General features: G+C 68.6%; 17 protein-coding genes and 1 tRNA gene. 11 read left to right on the plus strand and 7 right to left on the minus strand.

From position 1 onward, the window contains the following. Positions 1-482 precede the first annotated feature (482 nt). The gene (gene greA / locus GVV86_RS09435) at positions 483-974 is read left to right on the plus strand and encodes a transcription elongation factor GreA (protein ID WP_159615659.1); all 492 of its coding nucleotides are present in this window, start codon (positions 483-485) and stop codon (positions 972-974) included. Between the two features lie 24 nt (positions 975-998). Here the strand turns inward: greA and GVV86_RS09440 are convergent, their stop codons facing one another. The 4 genes from GVV86_RS09440 to GVV86_RS09455 are packed head-to-tail and all read right to left on the minus strand — an operon-like array spanning position 999 to position 5,148. After that, complete coding sequence (locus GVV86_RS09440; protein WP_159802642.1) at positions 999-1,586, minus strand: rhomboid family intramembrane serine protease; 588 nt, start codon at positions 1,584-1,586, stop codon at positions 999-1,001. Position 1,587: 1 nt separating this feature from the next. Continuing rightward, complete coding sequence (gene ilvA / locus GVV86_RS09445) at positions 1,588-2,832, minus strand: threonine ammonia-lyase (RefSeq protein WP_159616141.1); 1,245 nt, start codon at positions 2,830-2,832, stop codon at positions 1,588-1,590. 47 nt (positions 2,833-2,879) lie between these two features. Next, complete coding sequence (locus GVV86_RS09450) at positions 2,880-4,202, minus strand: AI-2E family transporter (protein WP_201291417.1); 1,323 nt, start codon at positions 4,200-4,202, stop codon at positions 2,880-2,882. Positions 4,203-4,236: 34 nt separating this feature from the next. Then, on the minus strand, positions 4,237-5,148 hold the full coding sequence (locus tag GVV86_RS09455; protein WP_159802643.1) for an aldose 1-epimerase family protein: 912 nt from the start codon (positions 5,146-5,148) through the stop codon (positions 4,237-4,239). A 183-nt stretch (positions 5,149-5,331) separates the two neighbouring features. On the opposite strand from GVV86_RS09455, the gene GVV86_RS09460 reads away from it, so the two are divergent. The 3 genes from GVV86_RS09460 to galK are packed head-to-tail and all read left to right on the plus strand — an operon-like array spanning position 5,332 to position 8,407. Then, positions 5,332-6,126, plus strand: coding sequence for a DeoR/GlpR family DNA-binding transcription regulator (locus tag GVV86_RS09460; protein WP_159615653.1), 795 nt, complete (start codon positions 5,332-5,334; stop codon positions 6,124-6,126). Further along, entirely contained in the window at positions 6,123-7,256 is a 1,134-nt protein-coding gene (gene galT, locus GVV86_RS09465) for a galactose-1-phosphate uridylyltransferase (protein ID WP_159802644.1), read from the plus strand. The genes GVV86_RS09460 and galT overlap by 4 nt, the downstream gene beginning before the upstream one ends. Then, on the plus strand, positions 7,253-8,407 hold the full coding sequence (gene galK / locus GVV86_RS09470; RefSeq protein ID WP_159802645.1) for a galactokinase: 1,155 nt from the start codon (positions 7,253-7,255) through the stop codon (positions 8,405-8,407). Before galT ends, galK begins: the two co-directional genes overlap by 4 nt. 117 nt (positions 8,408-8,524) lie before the next feature. Here galK and GVV86_RS09475 read toward each other — a convergent pair whose 3' ends face one another. Beyond that, a complete protein-coding gene (locus GVV86_RS09475) occupies positions 8,525-9,379 on the minus strand; it encodes a Bax inhibitor-1/YccA family protein (protein WP_159802646.1) in 855 nt (284 codons plus the stop codon). Between the two features lie 297 nt (positions 9,380-9,676). Between GVV86_RS09475 and GVV86_RS09480 the strand changes: the two genes are divergently transcribed. From GVV86_RS09480 to GVV86_RS09510, 7 genes are all read left to right on the plus strand, one after another. Beyond that, complete coding sequence (locus tag GVV86_RS09480) at positions 9,677-10,981, plus strand: branched-chain amino acid ABC transporter permease (protein WP_159615645.1); 1,305 nt, start codon at positions 9,677-9,679, stop codon at positions 10,979-10,981. An 8-nt stretch (positions 10,982-10,989) separates the two neighbouring features. Then, positions 10,990-11,970: a branched-chain amino acid ABC transporter permease gene (locus GVV86_RS09485; RefSeq protein ID WP_159615643.1), complete on the plus strand. Its 981-nt coding sequence runs from the start codon at positions 10,990-10,992 to the stop codon at positions 11,968-11,970. Between the two features lie 110 nt (positions 11,971-12,080). Beyond that, on the plus strand, positions 12,081-13,070 hold the full coding sequence (locus GVV86_RS09490) for an ABC transporter ATP-binding protein (protein WP_159802748.1): 990 nt from the start codon (positions 12,081-12,083) through the stop codon (positions 13,068-13,070). Continuing rightward, positions 13,067-13,807: an ABC transporter ATP-binding protein gene (locus GVV86_RS09495; protein WP_159615641.1), complete on the plus strand. Its 741-nt coding sequence runs from the start codon at positions 13,067-13,069 to the stop codon at positions 13,805-13,807. Before GVV86_RS09490 ends, GVV86_RS09495 begins: the two co-directional genes overlap by 4 nt. A gap of 178 nt (positions 13,808-13,985) precedes the next feature. Beyond that, a complete protein-coding gene (locus GVV86_RS09500; RefSeq protein ID WP_159802647.1) occupies positions 13,986-16,196 on the plus strand; it encodes a copper-translocating P-type ATPase in 2,211 nt (736 codons plus the stop codon). Between the two features lie 61 nt (positions 16,197-16,257). Continuing rightward, the gene (locus GVV86_RS09505; protein WP_159802648.1) at positions 16,258-16,881 is read left to right on the plus strand and encodes a DUF305 domain-containing protein; all 624 of its coding nucleotides are present in this window, start codon (positions 16,258-16,260) and stop codon (positions 16,879-16,881) included. A 207-nt stretch (positions 16,882-17,088) separates the two neighbouring features. Beyond that, the gene (locus GVV86_RS09510) at positions 17,089-17,760 is read left to right on the plus strand and encodes a hypothetical protein (RefSeq protein ID WP_159802649.1); all 672 of its coding nucleotides are present in this window, start codon (positions 17,089-17,091) and stop codon (positions 17,758-17,760) included. A 168-nt stretch (positions 17,761-17,928) separates the two neighbouring features. Here the strand turns inward: GVV86_RS09510 and GVV86_RS09515 are convergent, their stop codons facing one another. Beyond that, positions 17,929-19,332: an ABC transporter substrate-binding protein gene (locus GVV86_RS09515; protein WP_159615633.1), complete on the minus strand. Its 1,404-nt coding sequence runs from the start codon at positions 19,330-19,332 to the stop codon at positions 17,929-17,931. A 402-nt stretch (positions 19,333-19,734) separates the two neighbouring features. Beyond that, positions 19,735-19,810 (minus strand) — tRNA-Leu (locus tag GVV86_RS09520). Positions 19,811-19,961 lie beyond the last annotated feature (151 nt).

Raw genomic sequence — 19,961 nt, forward strand, 5'->3', positions numbered from 1 at the left:
GCTGAACTCGCCGACGTCCAAACGCTACTCAACATCCGCCCCCGACAAACCCTCCACTGGCGCAAACCCTATGACAAACTCAACGAACTGATCACCGGTGTTGCGCTAACAACCTGAGACAGCCGCCCCCAGAGCTTGGTCAGCTGCGCACTCGCCGGGAGGACCCCCACCGAAACCGCAGATCACCACCCTTTGCCGGTCCCGGAGCGTGGTGAGCCGCACATTCGACGGGGAAACCGCTCCCGAAAGATGCCGCAGCAGCGCAAGGGCTGCTGCTAAAAGAAGGACGCTGGGTTTTTACTTGGGTTATCTGCGAGTGCTGACTAGACTGGACACATACCCACCCCGCCCCGACGGAGACCCCCGCGGTCACCCAGACGGCGGGGTTCTTGCTTGTGGTCGGCCTTTCGGTGCCGGCCCGCGGCAGAACATCAAGAGCCGGCCCGCATCCGCGGGTCCGGACGTACCTAAGGAGATGCCCCGTGTCCACTAACAGCGCACCCGTTGCCTGGCTCACGCAGGAGTCCTACACGCGCCTCAAGGCCGAACTGGAACACCTCTCCGGGCCCGGGCGTACAGAGATCGTTGCACGAATTGAACAGGCCCGCTCCGAGGGCGACCTCAAGGAGAACGGCGGCTACCACGCCGCCAAGGAGGAGCAGGGCAAGGCCGAGGCGCGCATCCGCCAGCTCACCCAGCTTCTCGAGAATGCCCAGGTCGGCCAGGCACCAGCAGACGATGGTGTTGTCGAGCCGGGCATGATGGTCGAGGCGAAGATCGCCGGCGACGTCGAGTCCTTCCTGCTGGGCAGCCGTGAGGTCGCCGGCGACACCGACATCGACGTCTACAGCGAGCGCTCACCCCTGGGCGCAGCCATCCAGGGCAAGAAGGCCGGCGACTCCGTCTCCTACACCGCCCCGAACGGCCGGAACATCACGGTGGAGATTCTCTCCGCCAAGCCCTACGCGGGCTGAGCCGACCCTCAGGCCGGCACCGATTCACCGAAGCAGGATGCGGCCCGCTCCGGGAGGGACGGGCCGCTTCCGCAGCAGGAACGCCGCGAGGATCCCGCCGAGGGCACCGAACAGGTGCGCCTGCCAGGACACGTTTGAGCCGACCACCGGCAGGACCCCCCACAGGATCGACCCGTACATCAGGAACAGCAGCACCGCCAGGAGGATCTGCCTCCAGTTCCGGTTGTAGAAGCCGCGGGCCACAAGGTAGGTGAACAGACCGAACACCACCCCCGAGGCGCCGATGGTCAGCCCACCGCCGGTGAGCCAGACGCCGAGCCCGCTGGCCAGCCAGCTCGTACCCAGGGCCACGGCGAACCGCCGGATCCCCTCAAGGAACGCGAGGAACCCGAGCACCACCAGCGGCAGCGTGTTGCTCAGCAGGTGCCCGACGCCGCCGTGGAGCAGCGGCGCGAACAGGATTCCATCGAGCCCGCGGACCCGGCGCGGTTCAATGGCGAGGACCGAGGTCAGCCCCCGCCCGGAGAACGTGTCGATGAGGTACAGCGCCCACAGCACCGCGGCAAAGGCCAGGACGGTGGTGAGACCGAGCTTCGCGCGCCGGGCCAGCATCTCAGCCCTGGATGACGACGGGCTGGAAACCTTCGGCCCGCAGGTTGCTCAGGACCTGTTCACAGTGCTCATCGCCCTTGGTCTCCATATTGATGGTGATGGCGACGTCGCCCATGCTGATCGAGCCGCCCACCCGGGTGTGGTCGACGCCGGTGACGTTCGCATCGGATTCGGCGATGATCCGCGAGATGGTCGCCAGCGAGCCGGGCCGGTCATCGAGCAGCATGCGGACCACCAGGTAGCGGCCGGCGGCGGCGAGGCCGCGCTGGATCACCTTGAGCATGAGCATGGGGTCGATGTTGCCCCCGGAGAGCACGACGGCGGTGTTGCCCGGCAGGGCGCCGTTCTCCGTGAGCTTGCCGTCGAGCAGTGCGGCGACCCCGACGGCGCCGGCCGGTTCGACCACCATCTTGGTGCGTTCGAGCAAAAAGATCAGGGCCCGCGCGAGGGAGTCCTCGCTGACGGTGACGACGTCGTCGACGAGTTCGCGGATGATGGAGAACGGCAGCTGCCCCGGCCTGCCCACGGCGATGCCGTCGGCGATGGTCGAGACCTTCGTCAAGGGCACCAGCGCGTCGGCGGCGAGCGAAGGCGGGTAGGCTGCGGCGTTTTCGGCCTGCACGCCGATGATGCGGATGTTCCGGCCGAGTTCGCGCGCCCGGGCCTTGACCGCCACCGCGACCCCGGCCAGGAGCCCCCCGCCGCCGACGCCCATCAGGATGGTGTCGACCTGGGGGCACTGCTCGAGGATTTCAAGGCCGATCGTGCCCTGCCCGGCGACGACGTCGACATTGTCGAAGGGGTGGACGAAGACCGCGCCGGTCTCGTCGGCGTAGCGCTTGGCTTCGGTGAGGGCCTCGTCCACGTTGTGTCCGTGGAGGACCACCTCCGCGCCGTGTCCGCGGGTGGCGGCGAGCTTGGGCAGCGCCACGCCCAGCGGCATGAAGATCCGGGCCTGAATGCCCAGCCGGCTGGCCGCCACGGCCACGCCCTGGGCGTGGTTGCCGGCGGAGGCCGCAACCACGCCGCGGGCCCGTTCGGCCGGGGTGAGCTTGGCCATCCGGGTGTAGGCCCCGCGCACCTTGAAGGAGCCGGCCCGCTGGAGGTTTTCGCACTTGAGCCAGACGTTGGCACCGATGAGCCGGCCCAGCGCCCGGGACTCCTCGATGGGGGTCCGCGCAATGACGCCGGCCAGCAGCTCCTGGGCGGCCTCGATGTCCCCGAGGGTGACCGGAAGCCGGGACATTTCTTCGAGGGTGTGGGTGGACGCGGCGCCGAGGGCGGTCTGCTCTGTCACAGGGGTATTCCTTTTCGGGATTCGGGAAGCGGCAGCGGCTCCGGGGCCGGGTGCGGCCCGCGCAGGGCAGGGTCGGTCTCCCAGGCCCGCCGCGCAATGTATTTCACGGAGGTGTTCAGCACGGCGAGCAGCGGCACGGAGAACAGGGCGCCCGGAATTCCCGCGACAAGGGTCCCGCCGGTCACCGCGAGCACCACCGCGAGGGGGTGCAGGGCGACCGCCGGGCCCATGATCATCGGCTGCAGGAAGTTTCCCTCGAGCTGCTGGACGATGAGCACGATCGCGAGCATGATCAGGGCGTTGACCCAGCCGTTGGCCACCAGGGCCAGCAGCACGGCGACGATACCGGTGGCGAGGGCTCCGACGATGGGAATGAAGGAGCCGATGAACACCAGCACCGCCAGCGGGAGGGCCAGCGGTACGTTGATGATGGCCGCACCGGCACCGATACAGGCTGCGTCAACGAAGGCCACGAGTAGCTGGACCCGGACGTAGCTGCCCATCGAGGTCCAGCCCCGCCGGCCCGCGCCGTCAATCGCCGCCCGCGCGCGCAGCGGCGCCAGACCGACGATGAAGCGCCAGATCCGTCCACCGTCGAGCAGGAAGAAAAACAGGGCGAACAGGGTCAGCAGCGAACCCGCAGCGAAGTGCCCGGCGCTCGACCCGAAGGACAGCGCCCCGCTGACGATGGTTCCACCATTGTTCTGGATGGCGTCCCCTGCCTCCTGCAGGAAACCGACCACCTGATCCGTGGTGATGTTCAGCGGCCCGTCGGACAGTCCGGCGAGGATCTGCTCGATGCCCGCACGGGTCTCCCCCCACAGGCTGGAGAACCCCAGCGCCAGCTGCCGGCCGACGAGTGAGAGTGCTCCGACGACGAGGACGACCAGCCCGAGGACCGTCAGGGTGACCGCCAGCCCGGTGGGCACCTTGTGGCGAATCAGGAAGGTGGTGAGCGGCAGCAGCAGCGAGGCGAGCAGGCCCGCAATCATCAGCGGAATGACGATCAGCGAGATGTGGCTGAGCAGCCAGATCAGGACGCCGGAGACGACCAGGACAATGCCAACGCGCCAGGACCAGGCGGCGCCGACCCTCAGGGCGTAGGGAACATCGTCCTGGGGCGAGGTGCGTCCGCGCCATGCAGGAGCTCCGCCGTCAGTTCCGCTGGGTGCGCGGGAGGACCTTCCGGCGGGGTCGCCCGCCCCGTTGGGGGCGGTGGTGGGTGATGCAGCCGCGCCGTCAGCGGCGCCCGGGGTGGCGGCGGCGGGAACGGCGCGCTGGGGGGCCCGCTTGGGGAAACCTCCGGAGAGTCGCTGCATAAGCCAATCTTTCCACACAAGCCTGCGCCGGGAGTTATCCGAGACGCGGGCGGATTCCCCACTGGGCGGCGAAGGTGGCCCCGGGCTCGAGCCACCTCAGGCCGTGGCCCGAGTTGAAGGCGTTGGCCGGTGCCGTCATCGGTTCGACGGCGACCGCGCGGTCAACGCCAGGGTAGGTCCTGCTGATGAACACGTGCACGAACTCGAACTCCGGGTCGGCCCAGAGGGTCACCGACCGGCCGTCCGGCGCGGTGAGGGTGTGCTCGAAGCGTCCGTCGACGGTGGTGAGCCCGGTGAAGGCCGAATCGAACTCGATGTCACCGACCCGCTTCCCGCCGCGCAGGTCCCGGTCGCCGGAGACCGACACGCGGGCCACCGGAATGGAGCGTTCGTCGGTGTCGAACACGGTGTCGGCGTTCACTGTGAGCGTCAGGTCCTCGGTGGGCACCCCGGAGATCTTGAGGTAGGGGTGGGCGCCGAGGCCGAATGGTGCCCGGGCGTCGGAGTGGTTGGTCAGCGATTGGGTGACCTGCAGGCCCCCGCCGTTGAGCTCGTAGGACGCGGTGTGCGTCAGGTGGAACGGGTAGCCGTGCTGGGGGAAGATCTCGGCGGCCAGGACGACGGCGTCCTCGGCCACCGACTGGGCGTAGTAGCCGGTGTTGCGCAGCAGTCCGTGGCTGGCATTGCCCTTGGACGGCTCGGTGATGTCGAGGCGCTGCTCGGCGCCGTCGAGCTCCCACACGCCGCGGTCGACACGGTTGGCCCAGGGCGCGAGGAGGATCCCCGCGCCGCCCGCGGGAATTGAGTTATCGCCCCAGGTCTCGGTCAGCTGCACCCCGTCCACGGTGTACGAGCGGAGGGCCGCCGCGAGGGATGCGATCACCGCCGTGGAGCTGCCAGAGGTCAGGAGGTAGTTCGTGCCGGAGGCCGGCCGCGGAGTATCCATGCTCCGATGCTACCGCCGCCGGGGTAAGCGCGCCCGGCCGAACAGCCGCGCCGGAGGGTGCGCTTTCCCCGGCAGCCGCTTTCGGATATGTTTGATTCTGTTCGATTTTGTTACACGTGCTCTCGATCCGGAGCCGGAGCGGTTCCGGCACCTGTTTTCCCCCACCGCTGCCCGGGAGGTGCGATGCTCGCTGCCGAACGGCACGCCGCCATCCTTGCCGCCCTCGACGGGCGCCCGGTGGTGCGCGTCACCGAACTCGCCGGCAAACTCGGGGTCTCCGAGATGACCGTGCGGCGCGATATCGACGCCCTCCAGGCTGCCGGCTCGGTCCACCGCATCCACGGCGGCGCGGCGCGGGCCGGAGTGCTGGCGGCGGCCGAGCCGGGCTTTCCCGCCAATGCGCGCCGCCAGGCGGCCCAGAAACGGGCGATCGCCCGGGCGGCGGCCCAGCTGGTGCTCCCGGGCATGACCATCTCGGTGACCGGCGGGACCACGACCGTCCAGCTCGTCGACCACCTGGCGCAGATCGAGGGGCTCACCGTCGTCACCAACTCCCTGCCTGCCGCCGACCGGCTCCACCGGCTCACCGCCGGCGGCCGCGGGCCTTCCGTGCTGCTCACCGGCGGGGAACGTTCGCCCTCCGAGGCCCTCGTGGGCCCGCTGGCCACGGCCTCCATCCGCACCCTCAACGTCGACCTGTGCTTCATGGGCGTCCACGGCGTCGACGTTGACGCCGGCATCACCACCCCAAACCTCGCCGAGGCCGAAACGAACCGGGCCTTCGCCGACGGCTGCGGGCACCTCGTGGTGCTTGCCGACTCGACCAAGTTCGGCGTCGTGAGTCTGGCCCGCATCGCGGGCCTCGAGGAAACCTCATGCCTGATCACCGAGACCCTCCCTGCGGAGCCCGGCTTCGCACGGCACACCCTCGTCACCACCCCCGAGACCATCAAGGACGCAAGGAAAGCCCTCACATGACGCATATCACCCCCACCACGCTCTCGGACGGCCGCGAGCTCATCTACTTCGACGCCTCGGAGGATTCGGCCCGGCTGCACGCCGACCCCGCCGCGACCGCCGACCGCCGCGGCCTCGACCCCCGCGGCACCGCCACCGGCGATGCCCGCTACGATGCGCTCAGCGGCGAGTGGGTCGCCGTGGCCGCGCACCGCCAGACCCGCACGCACCTCCCCCCGGCCGATCAGTGCCCGCTGTGCGCCTCGAACGAGCGCTACGCCTCGGAGATCCCGGCCCCGGACTACGAGGTGGTGGTGTTCGAGAACCGGTTCGCCTCCTTCGGCCCGCAGCTCGGCTCGCTGCCGGATACCCCGGGGTGGGGCACGACGACGACGGCCTTCGGCCGCTGCGAGGTCATCGCCTTCGACCCGGCACACGACGGCTCCTTCGCCTCCCTTTCCCACGAGCGTGCCCGCACCGTCATTGACGCGTGGGCCCAGCGCACCGAGGCCCTCTCGGCGATGGAAGGCATCCGTCAGGTCTTCCCCTTCGAGAACCGCGGCGCCGAAATCGGCGTCACCCTGCTCCACCCGCACGGGCAGATCTACGCCTACCCCTTCATCCCGCCGCGGGCGGCACAGCTCGGCGCGCAGGCAACCGCCTTCTACGAGGCCTCCGGCGGACGCGAGACGCTGATGGGTGCCGCCCTGAAGAAGGAGCGGGACTCCGGGGAGCGGATGATCCTCGAGGGCAAGCACTTCAGCGCCTTCGTCCCGTTCGCCGCGCGCTGGCCGCTCGAGGTGCACCTCGTGCCGCACCGCCAGGTCCCCGACCTCGCGGCGCTGAACCAGGCAGAGCGCGATGACCTCACCGAGGTCTACCTGAACCTGCTCGGCAAGGTGGACGCCCTCTACTCGACCCCCACCCCGTACATCGCCGCCTGGCAGCAGGCGCCACTGGATGCGCGCATCCGCCCCGCCAGCTACCTCCACCTGCAGCTGACCTCGCCGCGCCGTGCGGAGGACAAGCTGAAGTTCCTCGCCGGCTCCGAAGCCGCAATGGGAGCGTTCATCAACGACACCACCCCCGAGCAGGTTGCCGACCGACTGCGCAACGCCGTGCCGGGAACCCCAGGAAAGGCAACCTCATGACTCTCTCCGCAGCAGAACTCGCCGCGGCGTTCACCGCCCGCTTCGGCACCGAGCCAGCCGGCGTCTGGTCCGCTCCGGGCCGGGTGAACCTGATCGGTGAGCACACCGACTACAACGACGGCTTCGTTCTTCCCTTCGCCATCGACCGCTCGACCATGGTCGCCGCCCGGCCCCGCACCGACAGCACCGTCCGCGTCGCCTCCACCTTCAGCGAGGGCGACGTCGTCACCGCCGACCTGAGCGGGCTGGCCGCGGGCGACGTCGAAGGCTGGGCGGCCTACCCCGTGGGCGTGCTCTGGGCGCTCGGCCGGTCGGGCCACGCGGTCCCCGGCATGGACCTGCTCGTCGACTCCTCGGTGCCCGTCGGTGCCGGGCTCTCCTCCTCGGCCGCGCTCGAGTGTGCCGTCGCCGCGGCGGCCAATGATCTGGCCTCGGCGGGGCTCTCGCGCTCCCAACTGGCCTCGATCGGGCGGCTGGCCGAGAACGAGATGGTCGGGGCGCCCACCGGCATCATGGACCAGACGGCCTCGCTGCTGGGCGAGGTTGGCCACGCCGTCTTCCTCGACTGCCGCAGCCTCGAGACCATGCTTGTGCCGCTCGACCTCAACGGCGCGGGGCTGACCCTGCTGGTGATGGACACCCGGGTGAGCCACTCCCACTCGACCGGCGGCTATGCCTCCCGCCGCGCATCCTGCGAGGAGGGCGCCCGGCAGATGGGTGTGCCCGCCCTGCGCGATCTCTCGGTGGCCGACCTGGGCAACGCTGCGGGGATCCTCGACGAGGAAACTTTCCGGCGGGTGCGCCACGTGGTGACCGAAAACGCCCGGGTGGAGGACGCCGTGGCCATGCTGACCACCAAGGGCCCGGGCGCCCTGGGGCCGCTGCTGAACCAGAGCCACGCTTCGATGCGCGATGACTTTGAGATCAGTTCCCCCGAACTCGACCTCGCCGTCGACACCGCGGTCTCGGCCGGCGCGGTGGGTGCGCGCATGACCGGCGGCGGCTTCGGCGGCGCTGCGATCGCCCTTGTGCACACCGAGGACGCCGGGGCCGTCTCCGAGGCGGTCACCGCCGCCTTCGCCGACGCCGGGTTCAAGGAGCCGGTGATCTTCGGCGTTATGCCCGACGCCGGGGCCCGCCGGGTGGCCTGAGCCCGGGCCCGGACGCGCACCGGACTGCAGGGCCGGAAACGAAAGGAAGGGCCCGCAGCACCAGCTGCGGGCCCTTCCTTTTTTGTTCTTTAGTTGGCGAGCGGTGCTGCGGCCGTGTTACTCGTCGCCGCGCAGGATCGCGATCAGGCGCAGAAACTCAATGTAGAGCCAGATCAGCGTGACCGTCAGCCCGAATGCGGCCGTCCAGGAGTAGCGCTGCGGGGCGCCGTTCCGGACCGCCTCCTCGATCTGGGTGAAGTCGATGATCAGCGAGAACGCGGCGAGGCCGATGGCGAAGATACCGATGATGACGCCGAACGGAATGCCGGTGCCCAGGAAGTCGGCGCTGCGCAGGCCCCACGGGTCGTCATTGAGGCCGAAGACCATGAGGCCCAGGTTGATCAGCGAGAACGCCAGGTAGCTCAGCATGGCGATCATAAAGAACTTCATCGCCTTGGGCGTCGCACGCACCTTGCCGCTCTTGAACAGCGCCAGGGTCACACCGAACACCGTCAGGGTGCCGAGGAGGGCCTGGAACGCGATGCCGGGGAAGGACGCCTCGAGGAACATGGTGATCCCGCCGAGGAACAGGCCCTGGAGCGCCGAGTAGGCGAGGATCAGCCCGGGAACGGGTTCGCGCTTGAAGGAGTTGACCAGACCCAGGACGAGTCCGCCGATCAGGCCGACGATCATCAGGACCGGTGCGAGCCCCGGTACGAGGAACACCGGGATGGCCGCGCCCACAAGAACGACTGCGATCGAGAGGATCGTCTTGACGATGACGTCGTCGTAGGTCATCCGGCCGGTCTCGGCCGGTCCCGCCGCAGGGCGGTTGTACATGTGCTCCAGCTGCTGCTGGTTCAGAGCCGACTGACCCGCGAAGGTCGTAGTGCCGTAGGCCGCCGGGCTGGTGCCGCGGGCGGCAGAACGGAAGGTCTTTCCGTTGAAAACCGGATTTCCGCCGATTGCCATTTTGTGTAGTCCTCCAATTGGGGGCTGTAAGTGTTCCAACCCTACCCATATCAACGCTATAAGTGGGCTTTTGTTCCCGTCCCGGGCCGCGTGCCCCGCTCCGTTGCGCGCAGTTGTTATCCAATCGCTACCTGTCCGGGGCCGATTGGTGCGGAACGGAAACAGCGCCCGAGTAACATAAGCTCCACATTGAGTGACAGCAGTCACACGCATGATCTCCTGCCCGTCCGGCAGGCGGCCCCCACCGTGGAGGTTCCTATCTTGATAACCCAACCGACGCCTGCTCGGCTCGGGAGGATGTTCGCTGCCCTTTTCAGCGTCCTTCTCGCCGTGCTCCTCAGCGCACCGTCAGCGCAGGCGTCCAACCAGCCGCCCGGAAGGGCGATGAATTCTGCAGCAGTACCTGCAACTGTCCAGGCGGAAGAGTTCCAGGACCGCATCAGCGGCGTCCTTCGAGGCGTCGACGGCCCCATCGCCGACGTCACCATCACGGCCACGGGCAACGGCTTCGAAGGCGAGACCACCTCCGGCGAGAACGGCTTCTGGTCCATCGGAGTGCCGGAACAGGGCTCCTATGAGGTCGAGGTCGACGAAGACACCCTGCCCGAGGGAATCACCCTCGCCGAGGGCCAGGAAAACCCGCGTACGGTCACCTTCGCCGGAACCTCCAACGCCACAACCCTCTTCCTGTTCGGTGAGGGAATCGTCGCCCAGGGCGGAACCTTCTGGGACACCCTCGCCGAACGTGCCCTCGCGGGCTTCAGCTTCGGGCTGCTCCTCGCGCTGAGCGCCGTCGGACTCTCGCTGATCTTCGGCACCACGGGCCTGACCAACTTCGCCCACGGCGAGATGGTGACCCTCGGGGCCGTCCTGACCTTCGGCTTCGCCGCGCTCGGCCTCCCCGCGCCGGTCGCCATCGTCCTCGCGGTGATCGGCGGCGGAGTGCTCGGCTATGTGCAGGACGCCGGGCTGTGGAAGCCGCTGCGGAACCGCGGCACCGGGCTCGTGCCCATGATGATCGTCAGCATCGGCCTGGCGCTGGCTCTGCGCTACATCATCCAGTTCAACTTCGGCGGGGCAACCACCCAGCTTCCCGGTTCCCAGGGCGAGATCATCAACCTCGGTGCGGTCTCCATCTCGCGGAACAACCTGAACTCGCTCATCGTGAGCCTGGTCGTCATCCTGCTGGTGGCGTTCCTGCTGCTGAAAACCCGCATCGGCAAGGGCACCCGCGCGGTGGCCGACAATCCCGCGCTGGCGGCGGCGTCGGGCATCGACGTCGACCGGGTGATCCGGATCGTCTGGGTGATCGGCGGAATGCTCGCCGCGCTCGGCGGCATCCTGTGGGCCTACTACCGCCCAGGGGTCTCCTACAACATGGGCCAGCAGATCCTGCTGCTGATCTTCGCCGGCGTCGTGCTCGGCGGCCTCGGCACGGTCTTCGGGGCGCTCATCGGGTCGATCATCGTGGGGCTGTTCGTCGAAATCTCAACGCTCTGGCTTGAAGCCGACCTGAAGTACGTCGGCGCTCTGCTCATCATGATTCTCGTGCTCCTCTTCCGGCCGCAGGGTATCCTCGGCCGCCGCGAGCGCATAGGTTAGGGGTTCCAATGGATTTCGGAAATATCCTTGTCAACGCCTTCGGCGAACTCATCAGCCCGACGACGGCGGCCTACGCGCTGGCCGCCCTCGGCCTCGCCGTCCACTTCGGCTACTCGGGTCTGCTGAACTTCGGCCAGGCGGGCTTCATGGCCGTCGGAGCCTACGGCTTCGCCATCTCCACGCTGACCTTCAACGCCCCCCTGCCGGTTGCGGTGCTCGTGGCCATGCTCGCGTCGGTGGTGTTCGCCATCGTGCTGGGCATCCCCACACTGCGCCTGCGCACCGACTACCTGGCGATCGTCACGATCGCCGCCGCGGAGATCGTCCGGTACGTGGTGACCACCAACGACCTCACGGAGGTCACCGGCTCGGCCAACGGACTGGCTGCCTTCGAGGGCGGGTTCTACGCGCTCAACCCCTTCCCGGCGGGCACCTACAACATCGGCCCCCTGGCGATGAACGAACGCAACTTCTGGATCCGCGTCGTGGGCTGGTCGGTTGTCATCCTCGCGTGCCTCACCGTGTGGCTGCTCATGCGCAGCCCCTGGGGGCGCGTACTCAAGGGCATCCGGGAGGACGAGAACGCCGTCCGCGCCCTCGGCAAGAACGTGTACGCCTACAAGATGCAGGCGCTGGTGATCGGAGGCATCCTCGGCTCGCTCGCGGGGATGGTGTTCACCCTCCCCCGCGGCGCGGTCCAACCAGCCAACTACGCCACGGAACTGACCTTCTTCCTGTACACCTGCCTGCTGCTCGGAGGCATGGCCACGGTGCTCGGGCCGGTGATCGGGGCCATGATGTTCTGGGTGGTCCTGTCGCTGACCCAGGGCCTCCTGTACGGTGCGATCGAGTCGGGTGCCATCACCTTCCTCACCAACGTCCAGGCCGGGCAGCTGCGCTACATCCTCGTCGGTATCGCCCTGATGCTGCTGATGGTCTTTAGACCGCAGGGCGTGCTGGGCAATAAGAAGGAGCTGGCATTCGCATGAGCGAAAATTCCACCAACCACGTTCCGTCCGGCGGCGGCGCACACCGTGCCACGCCGTCGGAGCAGGCGGCCGGGTCCGCCGTCGCCGAGGCCCCCGCGGGCGAGGACTACATGAACGACTCCCGGCCCATCGCCACCGGCGAGGCCGGGCCGGGCTGCCGCAAGCGGGACCCCATTGTCGTCGCGAAGAACGTCACCCGCAGCTTCGGCGGCATCAACGCCGTCGACGTCGAGTACCTCGAGATTCCGCGCAACAAGATCACGGCCCTGATCGGCCCCAACGGCGCCGGAAAGACGACCCTGTTCAACCTGCTGACCGGGTTCGACACCCCGAACAGCGGGGACTGGGAGTTCGACGGCAAGCCGCTCGCGAAGGTCCCGCCGTACAAGGTGGCCCGGATGGGCATGGTGCGCACCTTCCAGCTCACCAAGGTGATGGGCAAGCTCACGGTCATCGAGAACATGCGGCTCGGTGCCACCAAGCAGCCCGGCGAGAGCCTGGCCAAGGCGCTGTTCAAGAACCTGTGGGGTGCCCGCGAAAAGGAGATCACCGCCCAGGCCGAGGTGCTGCTCGCGAAGTTCAAACTCGACACCAAGCGGGACGACTACGCCGCCTCCCTCTCGGGCGGGCAGCGCAAACTCCTGGAGATGGCACGGGCCCTCATGGTCAAGCCGCGCCTGGTGATGCTCGATGAGCCTATGGCCGGCGTGAACCCGGCCCTGACCCAGTCACTGCTCGACCACATCAAGAACCTCAAGGCCGAAGGCATGACGGTGCTGTTCGTCGAGCACGACATGCACATGGTCCGCCACATCGCCGACTGGGTGGTGGTGATGGCCGAGGGGAAGGTTGTCGCCGAGGGCCCGCCGGACATCGTGATGAAGGACCAGGCCGTCATCGACGCGTACCTGGGCGCCCACCACGACGTCGACCTTGGCGACTCGACCGGCGTCGAGCGCCTCGAGGAGGAGCTCGCCCATGACTCCGAGTCGGTCGTCGGAACCGAGGACGAGGGAATCCTCGGCCACTCAATCACCGAGGTCAGCGAACCCGGATCCACCCGCACCGGATCGACAGGCACTGAGGAGACAAAGCGATGAGCGAATACGACGGCGATTCCGTGGTGAAGGTGACCGACCTGGTGGCCGGCTACCTGCCAGGGGTCAACATCCTCAACGGGTGCAGCATCGAGGCCCGCAGGGGCGAACTGATCGGCATCATCGGGCCCAACGGTGCCGGCAAATCGACCCTGCTCAAGGCGATGTTCGGTCTGGTGAAAATCCACTCCGGGCAGGTGATGGTCCGTGGCAAGGACCTCACCGGCCTCAAGGCGAACCGCCTGGTCAGCCAGGGCGTGGGCTTCGTGCCCCAGAACAATAACGTCTTCTCGACGCTGACCATCGAGGAAAACCTGCAGATGGGCATGTACCAGCGGCCCAAGGACTTCAAGAAGCGGTTCGACTTCGTCACCGGCCTGTTCCCGGAACTGGGCAAGCGGCGCGCCCAGCGGGCCGGCTCCCTCTCCGGCGGCGAGCGCCAGATGGTGGCCATGGGCCGGGCGCTGATGATGGAACCGGCGGTGCTGCTGCTCGATGAGCCGTCAGCAGGCCTGTCCCCCGTCAAGCAGGACGAGACGTTCCTGCGCGTCCACGAGATCAACCGGGCCGGCGTCTCCGTGATCATGGTCGAGCAGAACGCGCGGCGGTGCCTGCAGATCTGCGACCGAGCCTACGTGCTCGACCAGGGCAAGGACGCCTACACCGGCACCGGCCGCGAGCTGATGAAGGACCCCAAGGTGATTCAGCTGTACCTGGGCACCCTGGCCGACACGGCCTGAGCTCCTCAGTACAGAACTGCGGGCGGCACCGGAAACGGGCCGCCCGCAGCTGTTTAAGCCCGAGGCTGGTCAGCCCCCCGACCGCCGCTGATTCCATCACGGCTACCCCTTGACGCATACCCCCCAGGGGTATATGTTCGGTACGTCAGCATCACCTGGTCGGGTCAAGGAGCCTCCCATGCAGCATCGAACCCAGCATTCCCCCGGGGCGCACCAGCACTCCCCCGTGGCGCCAGCCTCTCCCCCGCGCCCCGGCGGGTCCCCGGCCTCTCCGCCTGGTCGGCCCCGGTCACAGTCGACCCCCGGGGCGGCACACCACGGCGAAGCGCCCACCGGTCATGCCGGTCATGCCGGTCACGGAGACCACGAGGTCCACGCCTCGGGCCAGCATGCCGGGCACAGCACCGCCATGTTCCGCAGCAGGTTCTGGATCAGCCTCGCCCTCGCCGTCCCGGTCGTCGCCTTCAGCCCAATGTTCGCCATGATCCTTGGGTACAGCCTGCCGACCTTCCCGGGCGCGGCACTGATCTCCCCGGTGCTGGGCACGGCCATCTTCATCTACGGCGGTACCCCCTTCCTCCGCGGCGGGTGGGGCGAGCTGAGGTCGCGGCGGCCCGGGATGATGCTGCTGATCGCCATGGCCATCACCGTGGCCTTCGCCGCCTCCTGGAGCACCACCCTCGGCCTTGGCGGGTTCGACCTGGACTTCTGGTGGGAACTCGCCCTGCTGATCGTCATCATGCTCCTGGGTCACTGGATGGAGATGCGCGCCCTCGGCTCAGCCGCCGGCGCCCTCGACGCCCTCGCGGCCCTGCTGCCCGACGAGGCCGATCGGGTCACCGCGGACGGAATCGAAACCGTCCCGGTGTCATCTCTGGCCCCCGGCGACGTCGTCCTGGTGCGGTCGGGGGCCCGGGTGCCCGCCGACGGCACGGTCACCGAGGGCGCGGCCGAGTTCGACGAATCGATGATCACCGGTGAATCGCGCACCGTGCTGCGCCGGAAGGGCGACCCCGTGACGGCGGGCACCGTGGCCACCGACAACGCCGTGCGCGTGGCGGTGACAGCGGTCGGCGGTGACACGGCACTGGCGGGCATCCAGCGGCTCGTCGCCGACGCCCAGGCCTCCTCCTCCCGGGCCCAGGCCCTGGCGGACCGGGCCGCCGCACTGCTGTTCTACTTCGCCCTGGGCGCCGGCATCGTAACCTTCCTCGCCTGGCTGGCCCTCGGAAGCCCGGAGGACGCCGTCGTCCGCACGGTGACGGTGCTGGTCATCGCCTGCCCCCATGCCCTGGGCCTGGCTATCCCTCTGGTGATCGCGCTGTCGACCGAGCGGGCTGCCCGGGCCGGGGTGCTGATCAAGGACCGGCTGGCGCTGGAGCGGATGCGCACCATCGACGTCGTGCTCTTCGACAAGACCGGGACCCTCACCGAGGGCCGCCCGGAGGTCACCGGCGTGGCCGCCGTGCCCGGCATCAGCCACTCCCGGCTGCTGGCGCTTGCGGGCGCGGCAGAGGCCGACAGCGAGCATCCTGTGGCGCGGGCCGTGGCCCAAGCCGCCGCCGGGGACGCCGGGGCGATGGAGCTCGCCTATGCGGGAACCGGGTTCTCCTCAATGACCGGACGCGGCGTGCGGGCCACCGTGGCCGGCTCCGAGGTCCTCGTCGGCGGGCCGAACCTCCTGCGGGAGCTCTCCCTCGACATCCCGGCTGGCATTGCCGGGCCGGTGGCTCAATGGACGGCCCGCGGGGCGTCGGTGCTCTCCGTGGTCCGCGACGGCAGCGTCATCGGGGCGCTGGCGCTTGAGGACCGGGTGCGGGACGAGTCCCGTGCTGCGGTGAAGGCGCTGCAGGACCGTGGGGTCAAGGTCGCGATGATCACCGGTGACGCCCGGCAGGTCGCCGACGCGGTGGCCCGCGACCTGGGTGTGGACGAGGTCTTCGCTGAGGTCCTCCCGCAGGACAAGGACGCGAAGGTCGCCGAACTCCAGTCGCGGGGATTGACCGTGGCGATGGTCGGTGACGGCGTCAACGACTCCCCTGCGCTGGCACGTGCGGAGGTCGGGATCGCGATCGGCGGAGGGACCGACGTCGCCATCGAGACCGCAGGGGTGGTGCTCGCCGGCAATGACCCGCGCGCGGTGCTGTCGATGATCGACCTGTCGCGGGCCAGCTACCGGAAGATGATCCAGAACCTCGTCTGGGCCGCCGGGTACAACGTGGCCGCGGTGCCGCTGGCGGCCGGCGTGCTGGCTTTCGCCGGGGTGCTGTTGTCCCCTGCGGCCGGAGCCGTGCTGATGAGCGTCTCGACGATCGTTGTGGCACTCAACGCCCAGCTGCTGCGCCGGCTCAACCTCGACCCGCGGCGCCTCGCGGCAACGCCCCGCTGAACGCCGCTGACACCTCGAGCCCGAAGTGTTGGTCCACTCAAGAACCCGAAGGAGAAGAAACATGAAACGCTACCCGGCCCTGAGCGGCCTCGCCCTGGTCCTGATCCTCGCCGGCTGCGGAGCCGGCCCGGAGGCCGGACAGGCGCCGCCGTCAACGTCCAGCTCCCCTGCAGTGTCGGCCGGACTGTCCAACGCCGCCGACATGGAGTTCGCCGCCGGAATGATCCCGCACCACGAGCAGGCCGTGGAAATGAGCGATCGAATGCTCGCCAAGACCGGGATCGACCCGGAGGTTAAGGCGCTGGCCACCCGCATCAAGGCCGCCCAGGCGCCGGAGATCCGAACGATGAAGACCTGGCTCGACGCGTGGGGGAAGCCCAGCGCGGACGGCGGCAGCGGAGCCGGCCACGGTTCCGGACACGGCGGGGAGGACGCTGCCGGCGGGGGCACCGGAGACGGGATGATGAGCGGTGAACAGCTTGAGGAGCTCGCGGGCGCCGAGGGCGACGAGGCGTCGCGGCTGTTCCTTGCTGGGATGATCGAACACCACAAGGGCGCCATCGACATGGCGGAACAGGAGCTGGATGCCGGCGCCGATCCCGGTGCCAGAGACCTCGCCGCGTCGATAGTGCAAGCGCAGGAGGCCGAAATTAAGGAGATGGAAGCCCTGCTGGCGCGCCTTTAGACTGCCGGGGACCGTCCCTGCCGCAGGGCTCGGACGGTTCCACGGCAGACAGGGAAGGACGCAATGAACGCAGGTCACGGGAGCGCGGCACCAGGGCGCACGCAACCGGGGGGCAAGGCACCGAGGGTTGCAAAACCGAAGGGCACAGCACCGAGGGTTGCAGAGCCGAGGGGCCCGGCACCGGCCCGAGTGGCCGGCAGGGGGTTCATGGGAGTGTTCCGGGTGCTGAAGGTGCTCCGGCCTTCCCGCCCCATCCACCCTCGCGGGGTACGCCTGACGGGATACCTCGCCGTCGACGGAGGTGCCTCAAGCGGCATCCCATGGCTCGACACCGCGGGCAGCACCCCGGTCGAGGCGCGGCTCTCACGGTCGGTGGGCCTGCCCGGTCCCCTGCCGGACATCATCGGACTCGCGGTGAGGATCCCCTCCGGCGACGCGCAGGCCGATGTGCTGCTGGCCTCGACGGGGAGTTCCCCGGTGGGCCGGTTCGTGCTGGTCCCCCGGCTGAACATCGCCCGCTCCCCGTTGACCACCATGATGCCGTACCGGGGAGCACGCGGGCCGGTCCTCCTGGCCGCGCGAAGCACGGGACCCTCCGGGCGGCTACCGGCGACGCTGACGGCCTTCCGGCGCAGGCTCGCGGGACGCCCCTGGTCGATGGAGTTGTCCTATGCCCGTCCACTGGGGCCCTGGATCCCGTTTGGAACCCTCACGCTCACCGTAAACCCCGATCAGGGCCAGGAGGACCTGCGGTTCGACCCGGTCCGCAATCCCCTGCCCACGGCGTCGGCCTATGAGTGGGCCGCCGCGCTGCGCCGGGGCTCCTACGCCGTCGCCCGTTCCCCCCGTCACAACGAAACCGACAAACGCACCCGATAACGACACACGCGTCACTTAACGACAAACGCACCCGATATATCGGGTGCGTTTGTCGTTAAGTGGTGCTCAGAAGGCCCGCACAGGCGGAAGGCCCGGACAGGCGGAAGGCCCCGCCCTGGTGGACGGGGCCTTCCAATGCAGCGGATGTGCTGACCCGAGATCCGGAGGTTAGAGCTTGCCAACCTCGGAACGGCTCGGCTGCGGCACGTTGTTCTCGTCGTACTGGTAGATGCCGATGGCGGCTTCGGTGGGATCGCCGTTCTCGTCGAAGGAGACCGGGCCGGAGATACCGTCGTAGTCGATGTCCTCACCCTCGCGCAGCAGCGTCACGCAGCCGGCGAAGTCAAAGCACTTCTCGCCGTCCTTGGAGACAGCCTCAAGCTCTCCCGCGATGGCGGTACCCTCGGTGCTGCCCGCAGCCTCTGCTGCCAGCGACATCAGGTTGACGGCGTCGTAGCTTTCACCGGCGTAGCTCCAGCTGGTCAGCTTGGGATCGATCTCAAGCAGAGCCGTCTGGAATTCATCTCCGGTGAACGGACCGGGGATGGTGCCCTGGGCGCCCTCGAGGGTGCCCGGCTCCAGGTCCTCGCTGTAGTCGGTGGTGTTGCCGTCGACCATGAACATGCTCGAGGGGTCGATGCCCTTGCCGGTGAGCAGCGGGACGATGCTCTTGGCCTGGTCGAAGGTGATGATGACGATGGCGTCGGGCTTGGCCGCGACCACCGCATCGACCTGGCTGCTGAACTGGGAGTCACCTTCATTGAACAGTTCGGCGGCGACGACCTGGCCGCCGGCTCCTTCGACGGTCTCGGTGATGTTGGCCTGCAGGCCGGTGCCGTAAGCGTCGTTGAGGACGATCATGCCCACGGTCTGGGCGCCGCAGGACATGATGTAGTTGCCGAGGGTGCGTCCCTGCAGGACGTCCGAAGGCGCGGTGCGCCAGTACAGACCCTTGTCATCCCAGTCCGTGAACTCCGGGGAGGTGTTCGCCGGCGAGAACTGCACGACGCCCGCTCCGGTGATCTGGTTGATGACGGTCTTGGAGACACCGGACGAGGCCGCGCCGATGATGCCGCTGACATCCTGGGACAGGAGGTCGGTGACCGACTGGGTGGCGATGTCGGTGGTGGTGTCGCCCGAGTCGCGGTGGACCACCGAGATTTCCTTGCCGAGGACTCCGCCTGCTTCGTTGACTTCCTTGACCGCGAGGTTCACGCCCGCGATTTCCGGCGGGCCGAGGAACGCGAGGGTTCCGGTGGTCGGCAGGATCGACCCGAGCTTCAGGGGCGTATCGGTGACGGTCTCCGCCTCGGGGACCGCCGAGGGGTCGCCCTTCTCGCCGGCTTCCGCCGCCTCGCCGCCTTCGCTGGGCGGGCAGGACAGTGCGCCCGCGGTCTGGGCGGACGCCGAGGCGCTGGGATCAGCGCCGTCTTCGGGGGCAGTGGATCCGCCGCCTCCGCCGCCACAGCCCGAGGCAAAGAGTGCAATACCCAGGCTGAGGGCTGCGATCTTCGCTGCGCGCGGAGCATTCTCCCCGATGCCGGACCGCATCGGGTTGCGTGTTACAGTCATCAATTTTTCTCCTCGACCGAAAGGCGTCGTCAGCCTTTGATGCACTCACCAGGTGTTCCTGGTATGTAGAAAAGCTAATGCAAAAATGGGCCGAACATAAGGGAATCCGGTTACATCCTTGTAACGCTCGTCACACCGAGGGCTCGGCGGGGTTGACACAGGGGGCGGTCGGGCGATGATCGGGCGGAGATGCGTCCCTCCGCCCGTCGAGGTGTGGGCGCGATTGCTGCGGACGGTGAAAGCCGACCGTGGGCAGCGGCGGCGGTCGGACGGCCCGGCATGCGCGCGATGTCAACGCCCGCCGTCAGTGCGGCCTTACCTGGGGCCTCGGCAAGTGAGCCTCGGCACTGGGGCCGCCGGCGGACGGAAGGAACTGCTTGGGTGCCGGGCCGGCGGGCCCGGTGGTACCCCAGGTCGGACTCGAACCGACACTGAACAGATTTTAAGTCTGGTGCCTCTGCCATTGGGCTACTGGGGCGGATGCTCCGCAGGTCAAGAATATCGCGCCGGGACACCCGCGCCCGCTCCAGGGGCGGGCGGGCGTTGCGGGCACCGGGTGAACCCCGGGCTGGAGTGCATCACCGGTTAAGCAGCGACGGCGGGCCCCCGCGTCTGCGGGAACCCACCGT

Source organism: Arthrobacter zhaoguopingii, from assembly GCF_009828595.1.
Taxonomy (GTDB): Bacteria; Actinomycetota; Actinomycetes; order Actinomycetales; family Micrococcaceae; genus Arthrobacter_D; species Arthrobacter_D zhaoguopingii.